The 19,313-nt window shown below is 43.2% G+C and carries 12 protein-coding genes; 11 read left to right on the top strand and 1 reads right to left on the bottom strand.

Annotated features, from left to right (window positions below; translation table 11 throughout):
- Positions 1–209 precede the first annotated feature (209 nt).
- The 8 genes from tyrS to CLOL250_RS13150 all read left to right on the top strand — a co-directional run bounded on the left by tyrS (position 210) and on the right by CLOL250_RS13150 (position 10,126).
- A complete protein-coding gene (tyrS, locus tag CLOL250_RS13180; protein ID WP_021943639.1) occupies positions 210–1,430 on the top strand; it encodes a tyrosine--tRNA ligase in 1,221 nt (406 codons plus the stop codon).
- An 88-nt stretch (positions 1,431–1,518) separates the two neighbouring features.
- Entirely contained in the window at positions 1,519–3,723 is a 2,205-nt protein-coding gene (locus tag CLOL250_RS13175) for a PTS transporter subunit IIABC (RefSeq protein WP_008403096.1), read from the top strand.
- Positions 3,724–3,822: 99 nt separating this feature from the next.
- Positions 3,823–4,362: a CinA family protein gene (locus tag CLOL250_RS13170; protein WP_008403094.1), complete on the top strand. Its 540-nt coding sequence runs from the start codon at positions 3,823–3,825 to the stop codon at positions 4,360–4,362.
- Between the two features lie 53 nt (positions 4,363–4,415).
- Positions 4,416–4,628 (top strand): hypothetical protein, encoded by a 213-nt coding sequence (locus CLOL250_RS13165; protein ID WP_147554353.1) that lies wholly within the window; start codon positions 4,416–4,418, stop codon positions 4,626–4,628.
- On the top strand, positions 4,618–4,767 hold the full coding sequence (locus CLOL250_RS13990) for a hypothetical protein (protein ID WP_274922296.1): 150 nt from the start codon (positions 4,618–4,620) through the stop codon (positions 4,765–4,767). Before CLOL250_RS13165 ends, CLOL250_RS13990 begins: the two co-directional genes overlap by 11 nt.
- Positions 4,768–4,980: 213 nt before the next feature.
- Positions 4,981–7,086, top strand: coding sequence for a glutamine synthetase III family protein (locus tag CLOL250_RS13160; RefSeq protein ID WP_446714959.1), 2,106 nt, complete (start codon positions 4,981–4,983; stop codon positions 7,084–7,086).
- A 216-nt stretch (positions 7,087–7,302) separates the two neighbouring features.
- Positions 7,303–9,273 carry a DNA topoisomerase gene (locus CLOL250_RS13155; RefSeq protein ID WP_008403089.1) on the top strand — a complete coding sequence of 657 codons (1,971 nt, stop codon included), beginning with the start codon at positions 7,303–7,305 and terminating at the stop codon, positions 9,271–9,273.
- A gap of 172 nt (positions 9,274–9,445) precedes the next feature.
- Complete coding sequence (locus CLOL250_RS13150) at positions 9,446–10,126, top strand: acyltransferase (RefSeq protein WP_008403088.1); 681 nt, start codon at positions 9,446–9,448, stop codon at positions 10,124–10,126.
- A 502-nt stretch (positions 10,127–10,628) separates the two neighbouring features.
- Here the strand turns inward: CLOL250_RS13150 and CLOL250_RS13145 are convergent.
- Positions 10,629–11,084 (bottom strand): hypothetical protein, encoded by a 456-nt coding sequence (locus tag CLOL250_RS13145; RefSeq protein ID WP_008403087.1) that lies wholly within the window; start codon positions 11,082–11,084, stop codon positions 10,629–10,631.
- A 164-nt stretch (positions 11,085–11,248) separates the two neighbouring features.
- On the opposite strand from CLOL250_RS13145, the gene CLOL250_RS13140 reads away from it, so the two are divergent.
- The 3 genes from CLOL250_RS13140 (at position 11,249) to CLOL250_RS13130 (ending at position 19,313) form a co-directional block, all read left to right on the top strand.
- Entirely contained in the window at positions 11,249–14,635 is a 3,387-nt protein-coding gene (locus CLOL250_RS13140) for a PD-(D/E)XK nuclease family protein (RefSeq protein ID WP_008403086.1), read from the top strand.
- A gap of 5 nt (positions 14,636–14,640) precedes the next feature.
- Positions 14,641–18,384 carry a helicase-exonuclease AddAB subunit AddA gene (addA, locus tag CLOL250_RS13135; RefSeq protein WP_008403085.1) on the top strand — a complete coding sequence of 1,248 codons (3,744 nt, stop codon included), beginning with the start codon at positions 14,641–14,643 and terminating at the stop codon, positions 18,382–18,384.
- Between the two features lie 206 nt (positions 18,385–18,590).
- Positions 18,591–19,313, top strand: coding sequence for an ABC transporter ATP-binding protein (locus CLOL250_RS13130; RefSeq protein ID WP_008403084.1), 723 nt, complete (start codon positions 18,591–18,593; stop codon positions 19,311–19,313).

Raw genomic sequence — 19,313 nt, 5'->3', positions numbered from 1 at the left:
GTTGACGGGATTGTGGAAGTACAGGCTTGTCAAAGTGTTATATTTCGTTGTATAATCACAAAGTATGTGTACTATAGATGAAACAACTGCCGGAAAGTGGTCGAAGACATATATTTTGCCGGTAGCCGGTTGGACACAGAATAAAAAGTAGATAATAATTATGATATAAAAGGTCAGCATCTAAGCAGATGCTGTTACAGGAGGAAAAAATGAAGGTTTATGATGAGTTAGTGGCAAGAGGATTGATTGCCCAGACAACAGATGAAGAAGAAATTAAAGAGCTGGTAAATAACGGAAAAGCTGTTTTCTATATAGGATTTGACCCAACCGCAGACAGTCTTCATGTAGGACATTTCATGGCACTTTGCCTGATGAAACGTTTACAGATGGCGGGTAATAAGCCGATTGCCCTTATCGGTGGCGGTACAGCTATGATCGGTGATCCATCCGGACGTACCGATATGAGACAGATGATGACAACAGAAACGATCGCTCATAATGTAGAATGCTTCAAGAAGCAGATGAGCCGTTTTATTGATTTCTCAGAAGGCAAAGCACTTCTTGTAAATAATGCAGACTGGTTACTTGACCTGAACTATGTAGATGTTCTTCGTGAGGTTGGCCCTCATTTCTCAGTTAACAACATGCTTCGTGCAGAGTGCTACAAGCAGAGAATGGAGAAGGGCTTAAGCTTCTTAGAGTTCAACTACATGATCATGCAGAGCTACGATTTCTATGAGTTATTCCAGAAATATGGCTGTAATATGCAGTTCGGTGGTGATGACCAGTGGAGCAACATGCTTGGTGGTACAGAGCTGATCCGTAGAAAGCTTGGCAAGGATGCATATGCCATGACGATCACCCTGCTTCTGAACTCAGAGGGCAAGAAGATGGGTAAGACACAGAAGGGTGCTGTATGGCTTGATCCAAACAAGACATCACCATTTGAGTTCTACCAGTACTGGAGAAATGTTGCAGATGCCGATGTATTAAAATGTATCCGTATGCTGACCTTCCTTCCACTGGAAGAGATCGACAAGATGGACAGCTGGGAAGGCAGTCAGTTAAATACAGCAAAAGAGATCCTTGCATTTGAACTTACAAAGCTGGTTCATGGCGAAGAAGAAGCAGTAAAGGCACAGGAGAGTGCAAGAGCATTATTCTCCCAGGGTGTTGCTGCTGATATGCCATCTGTTACATTGTCAGCCGATGATTTCAAGGATGGTGCGATCGATATCGTATCCGTACTTGTAAAGTCCGGTCTGGTATCCTCCAGAAATGAAGGAAGACGTGCGGTAGAGCAGGGCGGCGTTGCTGTTGATGGTGACAAGATACCTGATATCTCAGTTACAATTCCGGAAGAGAAGTTTGATGGAGACGGAATCGTTGTAAGACGTGGTAAGAAGAACTTCCGTAAGGTAAGTAAATAAGGTTAAATATAAAATAAGAGAATGATTCTCCCTGTTTTGCAAATACTAGTTCGTATGAATATGTATCTATGAAACAGGGAGATTTTTTATGAAAGATAAAATATTTGGAATATTACAACGAGTTGGACGGTCGTTTATGCTTCCGATTGCGATCCTGCCGGTGGCAGGACTGCTGCTTGGAATCGGAAGCTCATTTACCAATGAAACCATGCTTGAAACATATGGGCTGATGCGGATCCTTGGGCCGGGAACGATATTTGCTGCTGTATTTGAGGTAATGAGTGAGGCAGGAAATGTGGTATTTGCCAATTTGCCAATCCTGTTTGCCATGGGTGTGGCGATCGGTATGGCAAAAAAGGAGAAGGAAGTTGCTGCGCTATCAGCGGCTATTGCATTCTTTATCATGCATGCATCGATCAATGCGCTGATCACGATAAATGGTGGTACGGAAGCAATGCTTGCAGGAGCGGTTACTTCTGTCTGCGGTATCACATCTTTGCAAATGGGTGTATTTGGCGGTATCCTGGTAGGACTTGGTGTGGCTGCCCTGCATAACCGCTTTTATAAGATTGAACTGCCGCAGGTGTTGTCTTTCTTTGGTGGTTCCAGATTCGTTCCGATCATATCAGCATTGGTATATACCGGAGTTGGTATTTTGATGTTCTTTATCTGGCCGGCAATCCAGAAAGGCATCTATACCATAGGTGATCTGGTTTTAAATTCCGGCTATGCAGGAACCTGGGTATATGGATTTATGGAACGTCTTCTGATACCATTTGGCCTGCATCATGTGTTCTATCTGCCATTCTGGCAGACTGCGGTCGGAGGAACGCTGGAGGTTGGTGGGCGTGTTGTAGAAGGAGCACAGAATATCTTCTTTGCACAGCTTGCAGATCCATCCGTTACAAAGTATGCGGTATCAGCCACCAGATTTATGTCCGGTAAATTCCCGCTTATGATATTTGGTCTGCCGGGAGCTGCTCTTGCTATGTATAAAACAGCAGCACCGGAGAAACGGAAGGCAGCAGGCGGACTGCTTCTTTCCGCAGCCCTTACAGCCATGATCACAGGTATTACAGAGCCGCTGGAATTCACATTTTTATTTGTCGCACCGGCTCTGTATGGAATCCATTGTATTCTGGCAGGCTTTGCCTATATGCTGATGCATGTATTTGAAGTCGGTGTGGGAATGACCTTCTCCGGCGGTCTGATCGATCTTACCCTGTTCGGCATCATGCAGGGAAATGCAAAGACGAACTGGATCTGGATCGTTATTGTCGGTATCGGTTATTTTATCGTATATTATGTATTGTTCTATCATCTGATCCGGCGGTTTGATCTGAAAACACCGGGTAGAGATAACAATGACGAAGTGAAATTATATCGTCGAAGTGATATGGATGCCAGAAAGCATGGAGAAAATGCCGGAGAGCAGGGATCAGACAATGACCGGAATATGGATGTTTTCCGGAATCACAGCCCACAGATGGAGACTTCCAGACTGATCTGTGAAGGACTCGGCGGCAAGGCCAATATATCGGATGTTGACTGCTGCGCAACCAGACTTCGTTGTACGGTATATGATGCAGCTCTTGTAAAAGAAGATGTTCTCCGGGCAAGCGGAGCATCCGGCGTGGTGAAAAAAGGATATGGCGTACAGGTCATCTATGGCCCGAAGGTGTCTGTGATCAAATCCAATCTGGAAGATTATCTGGAAGGGTATGATGAGAAGGTGGTTATTGCAGATGAGGGAAGACCGAGAGAGGATGTCATTGCAGGCAAAGAGAAAAATGGGAGAAATGCAAGAAACAGACAGAAAAAGCATATGGATGATAATACAGTATCTATATTGAGTCCGGTTACAGGAGAGGTTTTTGAATTATCAAGTGTGCCAGATGAGGCATTTTCCAGTGGAATGATGGGCGATGGAATCGCTGTATTGCCAACGGATCCTGAAATAACCGCGCCTGTTGCCGGAACGATTGCTTTTGTCTTCGACACGAAGCATGCCATAGGGTTGGTAACGGAACAGGGAATCGGTGTGATGATCCATATTGGAATCGATACGGTAAAGCTAAATGGCAAAGGCTTTGACGTACTGGTTGAGACCGGACAGATAGTGTCTGCCGGACAGCCGGTCATGCGGCTGGATCTTCCTTATCTGAAGAAGCATGCGCCATCCTTAATATCCCCTGTCATTATAACAGAGCTCCCGGATGGCTATAAACTGCGTCCGGTAAAGACCGGAAAGGTGAAGAACGACGAGGAGCTCCTGGTGGTGGAGAAGAGATAAGATAAATAGAAATGACAGAAGGATTTCCACTTGTGGAAATCCTTTTGTGAATATATTATAATAATAAATAGATTAAAGGCAACAAAGGCGGAAGGATAAATGGCAGGAAAAAAACTGGATGAACAGATGGAAAAGACAATACGGAATAATTACAGACGATTGACAGGCTGTCTGATCGACAGGAAAATGACGATCACAACCATGGAAAGTATCACCTGCGGGCAGATTGCTTCCATGATCACAGATACTGAAGGGGCATCTGCAATATTAAAAGGAGCATTTGTAACCTATTCCAACGAAGCAAAGATCATGCAGGGTGTTCCGGAAGCGGTGATAGAAACCTATGGTGTATATTCAAAAGAAACAGCGCGGGCAATGGCGGAAGCCTGTAAACAGGCATATCGTGCAGACATTGGAATCGGTATTACCGGTACAACGGGAAATATTGATCCAAACAATCAGGATAGTGTACCGGGAGAAGTATATTATGCAGTGGCTGTTTCGGATACGATCATCGATGGATATTTCCAGATGGGAGAACAGGATTCCAGACTGTATTATAAACTTTATGCCGCGGAGAAGGTGGCAGAAACGCTTGGGGATGTGCTTGGGGTTGAAATAGAAGCGGTTCTTGCCTGATGGTGTGACGAATATATTGTTGGAGAAATATATAAGATATGGGGGATGAAGATATGAAAAAGAAATTAATGGGGTTGATTATATGTTTAATAGGATTCGGGATGGGCTTTCTGTCCTTACTGTATTCCAATGAGACTGTGCGGTCCCTGAAAGAATGTACGCGAAAAGTAGTTAATTCAAGCATAAAAGATAAAAAGGACTGGATATTTTCCTCAATTGGGAATATAGGAACCGTTGGCTTCGATGCAGTTTTATGTGATCAGTGAAATGAACTGGTCGGGAAATCAGGAAGTAGCACAGTGGAAGTATTATTCAAATGGTGACTTTATAGACCTGGATGATACAGAACTCAGAACCAAACTGCTGGTTGCAAAAAATGCTGAAAATATAAACTGGCAGTTATAGGATAAAAAAGTGAGTATGTTTTGGATATTGTTACTGCTGTTAACTTTCTAAAAAATTTTCCCTCAAAATTTTTATTTTTCCTCTTGATTTTTCAAATCAAAAGGAGTATATATATTGTATCAAATAAATAGACGAAATGAACAAAGGTGTTCCAAATCATTGGGACACCTTTCTTTTTTTGTTTTATCAGAAGAAAGGAAGTACAAAATTATGATGAACAAAATTTCAGCCGTATTCGGTTCACACGTTTTCTCCGATCAGGTTATGAGAGAGCGTCTTCCAAAAGCAGTTTATAAATCCTTGAAGAACACAATCGATAAGGGCGAACCTCTTGATACATCTATTGCAGATTCTGTTGCAGCAGCAATGAAGGAATGGGCAATGGAACTTGGCGCAACACACTATACTCACTGGTTCCAGCCACTGACAGAGACAACAGCCGAGAAGCATGATTCATTCGTAAGTACAGTAGGCGATGGCGGAGTTATTCTTCAGTTCACAGGTAAAGAGCTGATCAAATCCGAGCCGGATGCTTCATCCTTCCCTTCTGGTGGACTTCGTGAGACATGCGCAGCCAGAGGATATACAGCATGGGATTGTACCTCACCGGCATTTGTAAAAACAACAGATGCAGGAACCTGTATCCTTTGCATCCCAGCAGCATTCACATCATATACAGGTGAGTCACTTGACTACAAGACCCCACTTCTTCGTTCCATGGATGCGATCAGCAAGGAAGCTTTAAAGGCACTTGCATTATTTGGAAATACATCAGCAAAGAAGGTTACAGCTTCTGTTGGTCCTGAGCAGGAATACTTCCTGATCGATAAGAAGAAATTCGCCAAGAGAACAGACCTGAAGCTTTGTGGACGTACCTTATTCGGTGCGATGCCTCCAAAAGGACAGGAGCTTGACGATCAGTATTTTGCAGCGATCAAAGATAAGGTTGCATCATACATGACCGAGTTAAATGAAGAATTATGGAAATACGGTATTCTTGCTAAGACACAGCACAACGAAGTTGCACCTGCTCAGCATGAGTTAGCACCTATTTTCTCAACAACCAATATTGCAACCGATCAGAACCATCTGGTTATGGCTACGATGAAGAAGATCGCAGCAAAGCATGATCTGGAATGTGTTCTTCATGAGAAACCATTTGCAGGTGTCAATGGTTCCGGTAAACATAACAACTGGTCAATCTCAACAGATGAGGGCGAGAACCTGATCGATCCTGGTAAACATCCGGAGACAAACCTTCAGTTCCAGTTCTTCCTTGCAGCCGTTCTTGCAGCCGTTGATAACAATGCAGAGTTGTTAAGACTGTCCGCATCATCCGCAGGAAATGACCACAGACTTGGAGCAAATGAAGCACCTCCAGCAATTATTTCAGCATTCCTTGGTGAACAGCTTGAATCCATCGTTAAGCAGATCATTGAGAAGGGTGAAGCTACAGAATCACCAAAGGGCAAGACTTATGTATCCGGTGCATCCACACTTCCTACATTTACAATGGATGCTACAGATAGAAACAGAACATCACCATTTGCATTTACAGGTAACAAATTCGAGTTCCGTATGGTAGGTTCTACACAGTCCATCGCATTCCCAATGATGGTATTAAATACGATCGTTGCAGATCAGTTAAAGAAGATGACTGACGAACTGGAAGGTGCAGAAGATTTCGAAACAGCATGTAAGGCACTGATCAGAAAGACTCTGACAGAGCATCAGAAGATCATTTTCAACGGAAATGGTTATTCAGATGAATGGATCGCAGAAGCTGAGAAGCGTGGACTTCCAAATATCAAATGTATGGTAGATGCAGTTCCATATCTGGCAGCAGATAAGAGCGTTAAGATCTTTGAAGGCCTTGGCGTTATGGATAAAGCAGAGTTATCAGCCAGAGCAGAAGTTATGCTTGAGAATTACGCAAAGAAGATCAACATTGAGGCACTCACAATGATCGAGATGTCAAATGAAGAGATCATCCCAGCAGTTATGGAATATCAGGCAGAGCTTGCAAAGGGCGCTGCTGAGATCAAAGCTCTTGGTATCGAGCCAAGCGTACAGGTATCTCTGTTGAATACAATCTCTGATAAGCTTGCAGAACTGAAGACAGCAACTGTAAAACTGGAAGAGCTTGTTGCAAAAGCTGCTGATTACGAAGATGATATCGAAGCATGGGCAAAATACTATCACAACGTAGTATTTGCAGCATTTGATTCTGTAAGAACACCTGCTGACGAATTGGAAAAAGAACTTCCAAAGACAGCATGGCCATTCCCTACATACGAGCAGTTATTATTCGAGCAGTAAGATCAAATACAGTAAATGTTTATTACAACCTAAAATAGTCAAAGGGCATCTCGTTTTCTATAATAGAAGGCGGGGTGCTTTTTTACTTTGAGCCATTGTCGTATGGAATCACTGTACGGATATCATAAAAGCTATGGTCGAAACCCCGTTTTTCTGGTATTATAAAAAGATGTGATGTGTAATATTGATCAAATATAAAAGAATCAGGAGTTTGATTTGAAGAACTTATATATAGCAGAAAAACCAAGTGTTGCAAGGCAGTTTGCAGATGTGCTTGGTGTAAAAGGAAATGCCGGAGCGGGCTATCTGGAATCGGAAGATTCTGTTGTGACCTGGTGTGTGGGACATCTGATCACGATGAGCTATCCGGATGCCTATGACGAGAAATTAAGAAAATGGGATCTGGCTACGATTCCTTTTATTCCGACAGAATTCAAATATGAAGTGATACCGGATGTCAGCAAGCAGTTCAAGATCGTAGCAGGGCTGTTGAACCGGGATGATGTAGGCTGTATCTATGTCTGCACCGACTCAGGACGTGAGGGAGAATACATCTATCGTCTGGTGGATCAGATGGCAAAGGTTGGAAATAAAGAGAAGCGGAGAGTCTGGATCGACTCCCAGACAGAGGAAGAGATCCTGCGTGGGATCCGGGAAGCCAAGCCGCTTTCAGAATATGATTCGCTTAGTGATGCCGCATATCTTCGTGCAAAAGAAGATTATCTGATGGGTATTAATTTCTCCAGAGCTTTATCGTTAAAATACAGCTATGTGATAAGAAATTATCTGAAACTGGACAAATGTGTGATTGCGGTTGGACGTGTTATGACTTGTGTACTTGGCATTATCGTGAAGCGGGAACGGGAGATCCGTGAATTTGTAAAGACACCATTTTACCGTGTTGTTGGTACGGTAAATGTTGCCGGGCAGACATTTGAGGCAGAATGGAAAGCAGTAAAGGATACACCGTATTTTAATTCACCGCTTCTGTATAAAGAAAATGGTTTCAAGCAGAAGAAGGATGCAGAAGATCTGGTAAAAAAGCTGTCGGCAAATGGAATGGAAGCCACGCTTGTTGCAAGTGAGAAGAAGAAAGAAAAGAAGGCTCCGCCAATGCTGTATAACCTTGCCGAGTTGCAGAATGACTGTTCTTCCCTCTTTAAGATCAGTCCGTCCGACACCTTAAAGATCGTGCAGGAGTTATACGAGAAGAAGCTGGTGACATATCCGAGAACGGATGCCAGAGTGTTGTCAACGGCTGTGGCAAAGGAAATTTATAAGAACATATCCGGCCTGAAACGCTATACGCCGATGGCTGCCTATGCCGATGAGGTTCTTAACATGGGAATCTATAAGACGATCGCAAAGACCAAGTATGTAAATGATAAACAGATCACAGACCATTATGCGATCATTCCGACCGGACAGGGCATGGGTGCGTTAAGGGGATTGTCTGAGATCGCGGCAAATGTGTATGAGATTATTTGCAGACGGTTCTTAAGCATCTTTTATCCGGCAGCAGAATATCAGAAGCTTTCAATGACACTGGCAAAGCAGGATGAATTCTTATTTGCCAATTTCAAATATATGTTAAAAGAAGGTTACCTGAAGGTTGCCACGAACCGCTTTGCAAGGAAAAAGGATGATACAAAGTACAGCCCGGAATTCATCGAGACGATCGGACATTTGAAAAAGGGAGATATTCTTTCACTTGACAAATTCGAGATCAAAGAGGGTGAGACATCACCTCCGAAACGCTACAATTCCGGTACGCTTATCCTGACGATGGAAAATGCCGGACAGTTTATCGAGGATGAGGAGCTTCGTGAGCAGATCAAGGGCGCAGGTATTGGAACCAGTGCGACCAGAGATGGAATCATCACCAAGCTTGTAAATAACAAATACATTGCTCTGAATAAGAAAACGCAGATTGTAACACCGACATTTCTCGGCGAGATTATTTATGATGTTGTTTATTATTCAATCAACGGACTGCTTCGGGCGGATCTGACGGCAAGCTGGGAAAAAGGCTTGTGTGGTGTCGCTGATGGTTCGATCACGAAAGAAGAATATACAGACAAGATGAACACCTTTGTGATCAAATATACAAATCTGGTAAAGGGAATCAGCAATCAGAACCAGATTACAACAGTATTTGACAGAACAAGGGTATATTATAAAAAATAACCTTGAACATAGTTGCTTAATAGAAAGAATTATCCTTTGTGGATAGATGATTGCTTTTTAAAAAAGAATTATTCTTTGTGGATAAATGATTGTTTTTTAGATAAAAATTGTCCTTTGCGGGCGAATGATTGTTTTCTATTAAATTCTGAAAAAGATAGTGAGGTATAAGAAAATGAATAATGAAACAGTAAAACAGGTAACGATCAAAGAATTATATGATCTGACAGAGACAGCAGCAAAGCCATTGCTTGAAAGCGTTACATATCCGTGGGAAGCGCTTCCGAAGATCAAGGACTTTATCATTGAACTTGGAAACAGCTTAGATCCGGAAGAGTATGAGAAACGTGGTGAAAATATCTGGATTCATAAATCAGCAACTGTATTTGATTCTGCTTATATTGCAGGCCCATGTATTATTGGAAAAGATACAGAGGTCAGACAGTGTGCATTTATTCGTGGAAGTGCTTTAGTGGGAGATAACTGCGTTGTCGGTAACTCCACAGAGTTAAAGAATGTCATTATCTTTAATAATGTGCAGGTTCCACATTATAACTATGTAGGTGATTCGATCCTTGGCTTCCATTCTCATATGGGAGCAGGTAGCATTACCTCTAATGTCAAGTCAGACAAAACACTGGTGCATGTCAAAGGTGCGGACTTCGATATTGCAACCGGCATGAAGAAATTTGGCGCAATGCTCGGCGATTATGTAGAGGTTGGTTGTAACAGCGTTTTAAATCCGGGAACTGTGATCGGCTCACATTCAAACATCTACCCATTGTCCCGTGTCAGAGGCTATGTGCCATCAAACAGCATCTACAAAGACCGGAACGACATCGTAACCAAGCATTAGACGCTAGCCTTTACGTTGAGGCACAAGGACGAAGGCTGGCAGGCTGTTATATCTTTATTCCGCAAAACGCTTTCGCTCTATCCTCAACGCAGCGGTACCTAAGGCTCCCTGCATCCGCAGTTCGCCAAGTACCGGCGTGAGGAGAGGTTTGCTTCATAAAATATAACACCTATCATCCTTCTATATTGTGGTAAGCATATAAAGAAATATTTGGCTATGCGATTTATGATTGAAAGGCAGCGCAGCCAAGGCTGGGACAATAGTGTGCTAGTGTACAAAAAACTGACATACAGAAATGTTATATAACGCATCTTGGTATAGAAGCACAAATCACCTGAGTAGAATGTCCTTATGTAGCAGACCTGTCCGAGCGTCGGTACTTGGACAGCGTAGTTTGCTGTCCTATGTACCGTTACGCCGAGGATAGAGCGAGAGCGTTCTGCGAAATAAGGAGCATACTATTCAGGTGATTGTACGGTAACAAGGCATATATCGTTCGATTTCATTGAGCCACAGCCTTGGCAAGCGCCTCTTTGATGGCGTTGATCAGCAGCATTGAGGTATACTTGGTATCGCCGGAAACGGTGAGGTTGTCAACGGATGACACATACTGCAGGTCGGTGTTGATCGCCTCTAAAGAAGACGACAGGAGCGGATACATGGTGGTGACACTTTCGTCCAGGTTGGAGAGCGCAACATCCCGGATAGAATGTTCATCAACCGTAACCATAACAGACAGAGTAGATTCGCCAAGCGTGATAGTAGAATCATATGTACCGGGGTTATAAGAAGGCTCCGTTGTTTCGGAAGCGGTATTCGAAGAAGCAGTTTCTGAAACGGTGGCAGGTTTTTTGAACATGATCGTCAGTATGATGATAAACAGGGCGACAAGTCCGAGAAAAATAACCGTGTATATGATTTCTTTAGATTTTAAAACGATAAGCTTTGTGGATGCCATATAAATATTCCCCTCATTTATTATTACTATATTGTATTCACGGAGAAAACAAAATATAACCAAAGAACAGATGGTTAGTAAAACAATATTGAAGTAAATATGGCTTAGCAAAGAGAGAGTCAGAAAAAGAGTATTGCTTGACAGATGAGTGAAAGGAGACCGTTATGTCAGTTCGATTCTTACTTGGAGCATCCGGATCAGGAAAATCCAGACAGATTTACAATGAAATCATTCAGGCATCGATAAAAGAACCGGAGCGGAATTTTTATCTGATCGTGCCGGAACAGTATACGATGGAAGCACAGAGAGAACTGGTCACAATGCATCCGGCCGGAGGCATGATGAACATTGATGCGATCGGCATGAACCGGTTGGCATATCGTGTATTTGATGAACTGGGGATCAGCACCGGACAGGTGCTGGAAGACTTTGGAAAAAGTATGCTGATCAAGAAGATCTTATGTGAACAGCAGGACACCTTACAGGTATATGGAAGCTATTACGACAAGCTTGGATTTGTGGATGAGATGAAATCCATGATGTCGGAGATCTTTCAGTATAATATCAAGCAGGATACGATCGATGAGATCATGGAGCAGATTTCGGAGGATAGCGTTGTTGCAGGTAAAATGCAGGATATCAGACACATTTACGAAGAATTTGAAGCATTTGCAGGTGAACGCTATATTGTGGCAGAACAGTTGGTGGAACTGTTGACCAGACATGTTGGCCAGTCTAAACTTGTGTGTGGCAGTTCGCTGTATTTTGATGGGTTTACCGGATTTACGCCGGTACAGCTTGAACTTGTTGAGAAGTTGATGACCTGTGCGGATGATCTGACCTTTTCCTTTACATTAGATGACAGAGATCAGAAATATGAGCATATAAAAGACTACGAATTATTCTATCTGACAAAGACTACGATAAAGAAATTAACAGAAGCGGCAGCAGCCGCTGGTGTGGAGATTGAGTCTCCGGTCGTTCTGCCTGGAACAATCAACTATCGTCTGGGGGAGAACCGAGAACTGTTTTTCCTGGAGCGGAATTTGTTCCGTAGTCCGTATCAGAAATGGAAGCAGCCATTAGAGCGGATCCATCTGACAGCGACAGGAGATGCGCAGGACGAGATCGTATTTGTCGCATCTACGATAAGGAGGCTCGTGCGGGAGAAAGGATACCGTTATAAGGATATCGCGATCGTAGCGGGAGATCTGGAACAGGCATCCCACATCTATGAACGGGTGATGGATGAATATGAGATCCCTGTATTTATCGATGCAAATGCCTGCCTGAAAGCAAATCCATGTGCGGAAACGATCCGAAGTGTACTGGCGGTTCTGGCAGATGATTTCTCCTATGACAGTGTGTTCCGGTTCTTAAAAGCGGGTATGACAGATCTGTCCTTTGAGGATATAGAGCTTCTGGAAAATTATGCATTAAAGCGTGGTGTCCGTGGCTACAGCAGATGGAACCGGGCAGTATCTGAAAACTATGAGAAGACCTCTCCGGTAAATATAGAAGAGATCCGTCAGGCATTTATGAAGATGTTTGGGGATATCCGTAAGGTCTTTGCAGATAAAAAGGCAGTCACAAAAGATTATGTGGAAGCCCTTTATGACTTTCTGCTTCAGATTCATATGTATGAGAAGTTAGAAGCCAGAAAGAATGAATTATATGAAGAAAACCGGATCAATGAAGGAGATGCTTATGGTCAGATCTTTGAGAAAACGGTCCGGTTATTTGATAAGATAGCGGAACTCTTAGGCGATACAAAGATGAGCGTGAAAGAGTTTTATGAGATCGTGGATACCGGACTTTCAGATATTGAAGTCGGTGTTGTACCGCCTACGGTTGATCGGGTGTTGATCGGAGATATCACAAGGTCAAGATTAAATCATATAAAGGTGTTATTCTTTACATCGGTCAATGATGGAATCGTGCCAAAAGCACCGAAAAAGGGAAGAATCCTAAGTGACAGAGACCGGGATATTTTGTCAGACTGCGGCCTGGAGCTTGCTCCATCCGACAAACAGAACAGCTATATCGAGCAGTTTTATATTTATACGATACTGACGAAACCATCCGATTATCTGTATATATCGTATCATAAATTAAGCGCATCACTTGAAAGCATGCGTCCGTCTTATCTGCTTGGAAGGATCAGCAGCATTTTTCCGTCCCTTCAGGCAGAAGAGTATGATGCTGCTTCCTGTATGCCGGATACCGTCAACCGTTCATTAAGACGGATTCTCCGTGCAGAGGATAGCGAAGATGCAGAGAGCCGGATACTGACAAGAATCTTGACAGAAAAGGGATTTGCCGGAGAATTGACAGCCATTTATAAAGGCAGAACATACAGAAACGTGGCAGAACAGCTTCCACCGGAGACGATCGCCCTGTTATATGGCAGATATCTGCATGCATCAGTATCGAAGCTTGAATTATATGCCAGATGCGGATTTGCATATTTCTTAAAATATGGTCTGCGTCTAAAAGAGCGGGAAATGTATCAGGTCGATGTCAGAAATGTCGGAGTTATCCTTCACAGTGTAATGGAAGGACTGTTTAAGCAGGTAAGAGACACCAGAAATAATGACTGGGAGAATTTTCCGGAAGATGAAAGAATGCTGATGGTCACGGAGCTTGTAAATCGTGCAGCGGAGGAATCGGCAGGAGATTTCTTTGAAGATAATGCAAGAAATGCCTACATGCTTCAGATGATCGAACGTATGGCACAGACATCCGCCGGTATGTTACAGAAGCATATAAGACTTGGCAGCATGAAGCCTGGAATGCTGGAAAAGACCTTTGATTCCGCAAAGGATGAAGTGGGTTCCTATCTGTTTGAGCTTCCAAATCAGATCCAGATGAGCATCAATGGTAAGATCGACCGTGTGGATGTGGAAGAAGAGGATGGAACCGTTTATATCAAGGTGATCGACTACAAATCATCTGCCAGAAAACTCAGTCTGGAGGAGATACTGAATGGAGAACAGCTTCAGCTTGTGACCTATTCTGCGATCGCATATGAGATTGAAAAAATGATCTATCCCGATAAGAATATTCAGATCGCCGGTTTATTATATTACAGCTTTGATGATCCGGTGATCGAGATTGAATCTTCGGAGATTGATACCGATACAGAGCAGCCGGAATTCTCGGATCAGGAGAAATTAGACGCTGAGAGAATGGAGAAAATGAAGCTGCAGGGATTTGTCAATGAATCACCTGCCGTGATACAGAAGATGGATCATACCTGCAATCAGTCACTTCCGGTAAAACTTGATAAAAATGGTGACATCAAGAAAAGTGAGAATGTGGTATCGGCAGACCAGATCCGGACGATCATGGAATTGACGAGAGAGAATATAGAAGAACTTGGAAGTCAGATCGCAGAGGGAAAGATCGCGATCGAGCCATATAAGAATAAGAGCAATACAGGCTGTGATTATTGTGAGTTTAAGAATATCTGTCATTTTGATGTTAAGAATGGCGGAAATCAATATCGCAGACCGGATAACGAGAAGCTTAAGCGGTACAGGGAGGAGTAGCAGAGATGGGTATTTCATGGACAGATGAACAGAAATCAGTCATTAATTCCAGACATGGTAATCTTCTGGTATCTGCTGCGGCAGGCTCCGGTAAGACGGCTGTCCTTGTAGAACGGATTCTTGAGATGGTCATGGGAGTTGATGCGGATGGCAATAAGGCAGAGGAGAAAATCGATATTGATGAGGTTCTGGTTGTAACATTTACCAGAGCTGCGGCTGCCCAGATGAAAGAGAAGATTGCCGATAAGCTTGAGCAGGCAGCCGAAGATCATCCGGAGGATGAGCATATCGTTAAGCAGTTATCCCTGCTGCCACGGGCAGATATTATGACGATCGACAGCTTCTGCCTTGGAATCGTAAAAGACTATTTTCAGATGATCGGGATCGATTCCTCTTTTGATATAGCAGATAATGCAGAGATGGATCTGATCAAGAATGATATATTGGATGAAGTATTAGAACAGAAATATCAGGAAGCATCCGATGAATTTATCGGACTGGTAGACAGCTTTGCGAGAAAAGAATCGGATGAGAAGATCCGGGAGCTGGTCTATCAGATCTACCGGGTTGCTTCCGGTTATCCGAAGCCGGAACGTTGGATAAATGAAGCAGAAACAGCACTTGAAGTATCAACAAAGGAAGAACTGTATACCTTAAAATGGTATCGGGATTATATGCAGATCGTAGCAGACACGCTTGATTCAGCGATCGGTCAGGCAGAACAGTGCTTAGAGATTGCAGGTGAAGCAGATGGTCCTGCAGGTTATGATCCTATTATACGCTTGGATCTGGAATTACTGCGGAATCTGAGACAGGCCGAGGATATGGATGAGGCATATAAACGGGTTTCCAAATTTTCCAATCTGAAGCGTATCGCAGCCTGTGATCCGGAGAAACAGCAGTATGTAAAGACGACTATGCAGACCTATCGTGGGAGTGTAAAGGACATGATGGCATTGTTCCGTCCGACAGGTGTCATACTTTCAGAATGTGCGATGATGAAAGGACCATTGTCAGCTTTATTATCCCTGACACGTTCCTATATGGAGCGGTTAAAGGAAGAAAAGCTCGACAGGAATTTGTATGAATTCCGTGATATTTCAGAATTTGCCTATGACATCCTGTGTGCAGGAACGGATGAGAATGGCTGTGTGATTCCATCGGAAGCAGGAAAGACGGTTGCCAGACGGTATCGTGAGATCCTGATCGATGAATATCAGGACAGCAACTTTTTACAGGAAGATATCTTAAATTGTGTGACAGGTCACGGAGAAGATCGGAAGAATATGTTTATGGTGGGGGATATCAAGCAGAGTATCTACCGTTTTCGTATGGCAAGACCGGATCTGTTCCTGAATAAATATAATACATATTCTGACCGGGAAGATGCAGAAGATCAGAAGATCCTGCTTTCGAATAATTTCCGAAGTGCAGGAAAGGTGATTGATACGATCAACCAGATCTTTGAACCGTTGATGTCAGAGAATCTGGGCGGGATCGATTATGATGAATCGGCAAAGCTGCATATCGGAAGACAAGACAAGAATAATATGGGGTATGGATCCGAGATCCTGATCGTAAGGAATGATTGCGCAGATTCGGAGAAATCCCAGCCGGAAGAGATACGGTCGTTAACAAATGTGGATATAGAGGCACGGATGATCGCAGATGAGATCTATGAGTTAGTGAAGGGTGATAAACCACTTTATATTCCGGATGGAGATAACGGAGAGACCAGAAGGGTTTCTTACCGGGATATTGCGGTATTGATGCGAAGTGTGAAGAAGAATGCAAAAGCCTTTGAGGAAGCATTTGCGGAGCGTGGGATTCCATTATTTGTAGAGAGCGAGAGTGGATATTTTGATGCGATCGAGATCAGTACCCTGCTTGATATGCTAGCGGTGATCGATAATTCCCATCAGGATTATGCACTTGCAGCAGTCCTTCGTTCACCGCTTGCAGGTGTAAAGGAACAGGAGCTTGCAGAGATTGTAGGTATCTATGATCGGGACTTCAAGGATCATGAGAAGAATCTGGCGCGGACGGCAAGTTTTTATCAGAAGGTCTGTTATTATGCAGAAAAGCCGGACTCAGAAGCTTCAGAGGAGCTTCGACAGTTTCTTCGTATGCTGGATAGCTGGAAGGCAGATAAAAACTATATGAGTATCAGTGAACTGCTTCATTCGATATTGGAGCAGACCGGATATTATTGGTTTGTTGGCGCGATGCAGTCGGGAAAACGAAGACAGGCAAATATCGATATGCTGATCCAGAAAGCGGATACCTATGAGGACAGCAGTTTTCGTGGACTGTTTAATTTCCTGCGTTACATGGACCGGCTGAAGACGAATGATCTGGATTTTGCAGAAGCGTCGGTGCTTGGAGATGATGACGATTCTGTTGTGATGATGACGATGCATAAGAGCAAGGGACTGGAATTTCCGGTTGTATTTGTCAGTGGACTGGCAAATCGTTTTTCGAATCTGGATGCCTTATCTCCGGTGACGGTAAATGCAGACAGCTATCTGGCAGGTTATGCGATCGACCGGAAGAACCGTGCGAAGAAGAAAACATTTGCAAGAGCGGCCATGCTCAGTGTCATGAATGCAGAGAAGCTGGCGGAGGAGATCCGTATCTTATATGTTGCCCTGTCAAGAGCAAAAGAGAAGTTATATATGACAGCGGCGGTAAAAGACCCCGGAGCGGAAAAGGCAGTCTTTGATTATCCGCTGCAGACTGATTTTCTTATTGAAGCGTCCGGACAGATGCGGATGGAGCTTCCATATATCACCAGAATGGAAGCCGGCTGTTTTATGGACTGGATCTTATCGGCGTTATCTATGCATATCGTATCAGAAGATATTGTATGCAGAAAGGATACTTATGCAACCTGGGTACTTGCAAAGACCGGCTATCAGAATCAGATACTTGCCGGAACAAAAACAGATATGTCAGAAGAAAATGCTGTACAGACAGAGAATGAAACAGAGAATAAATCTAAGAGCATGATTGCACAGGAAGATCGTCAGTTATATGAAAAGTATAAGGAACTTTTAGATTATACCTACCCGTATAAAACAGAGCAGGCAGTAAAAAATAAGATGTCCGTTACAGAGATCAAACGACTGGCACACCGCGGAGAGGAGAATCCGGGATCTGACCTGTATCAGCCGCCTGTGACAGAAGCAGAGCTTACAATACCGGTGCTTCATTCCCGCATGAAGGAGGAGCCTGTAAAAGGAAATGAGATGGGTACTGTGATCCATAAGATCATGGAGCTTATTGATTTTACAAGAAACAGCATGGATGAGATCAGAGAGCAGATCCGGTCATTTTTTGATCATGGATATCTGGAAGAACGGTACAGAGAGCATGTCCGTGCAGATAAGATTTATAACATGGTCAACAGTCCGCTAGGAATCCGTATGGCAGAAGCACAGAAGAACCATACCTTATACCGGGAGCAGCAGTTTTATATCGGCATGAAGCCGGAAGATATATCACCTGAGTATAAAGACAGCAAGGATATGGTCGTGGTTCAGGGAGTGATCGATGCCTATTTTCTGGAAGGAGATCAGGTGGTTTTAATGGACTACAAGACAGATCGGGTGGATCAGATATCGGATCTGGTCAGCCGTTATCATGTGCAGCTTGATATGTATGCAAAGACGATACATCAGCTTACCGGAAGAATGGTAACAGAGAAGATCATCTATGCCTTTCATTTTGATGACAGTATCAACTTATAAACAGTAAAATGTCCACGGACAATCATTTAAAGAAGATGGCAGCCTGTTACTATGCAGAGTATTTTCAGGCTGCCTTTGGTATATTTATATTGTAAAGAGATTAGGTGCTTGGTATAATTAAAACCAAATGGAAAGAAGTATTTTGATAAATGACAGACCAGATAGAAACGATGGTGTGACAGATAAGAACCGGGAGAAGATAAAGAATGATAATAGCCAATAACTTAAAGAAAATTTACGGTAAAGATTTTGTGTCCGTAAACAATTTAAGCTTTCATATTAAGAAAGGTGAGATCGTCGGATTCGTAGGGCAGAATGGTGCGGGGAAGACGACAACGATCAAGATGCTGACAGGCATATTAAATCCGACAGAGGGCAGAGTTCAGATCAATGGTCATGATATCCGGAAAGATCCACTTGAGGCAAAACAGTCGATCGGATATATTGCAGATAATCCTGATATCTTTTTACGGTTGACAGGACTGGAATATGTGAATTTCATTGCAGATATTTATGGTGTATCAGAGACTGACCGTAAGAAGCGGTTAGAGGAAATGGCTGGGCGTTTTGGTATGGAAGACAGCTTAAATAAACAAATGGTCAGCTATTCGCATGGTATGCGCCAGAAAATGATGGTAATAGGCGCATTAGTACATAAACCACCGGTCTGGATCTTAGATGAACCGATGACCGGATTGGATCCGAATGCGGCATATGAATTAAAGAAGATGATGCGGGAGCATGCGGATGAAGGTAACTGCGTATTTTTCTCAACGCATGTTCTGGAAGTTGCAGAGAAATTGTGTGATAATATCATCATGATCAAGAAAGGTCATGATATCTATCAGGGAACGCTGGATGATCTGGTTGCCGCACATAAGAATAAGTCACTGGAAGATATATTTATAGAAATGACACATGAGGAATAG

The sequence above is a fragment of the Clostridium sp. L2-50 genome, from assembly GCF_000154245.1.
Taxonomy (GTDB): domain Bacteria; phylum Bacillota; class Clostridia; order Lachnospirales; family Lachnospiraceae; genus Coprococcus.
Note: the sequence above shows the minus strand (reverse complement) of the source record. Positions and strands in the feature narration are given on the sequence as shown.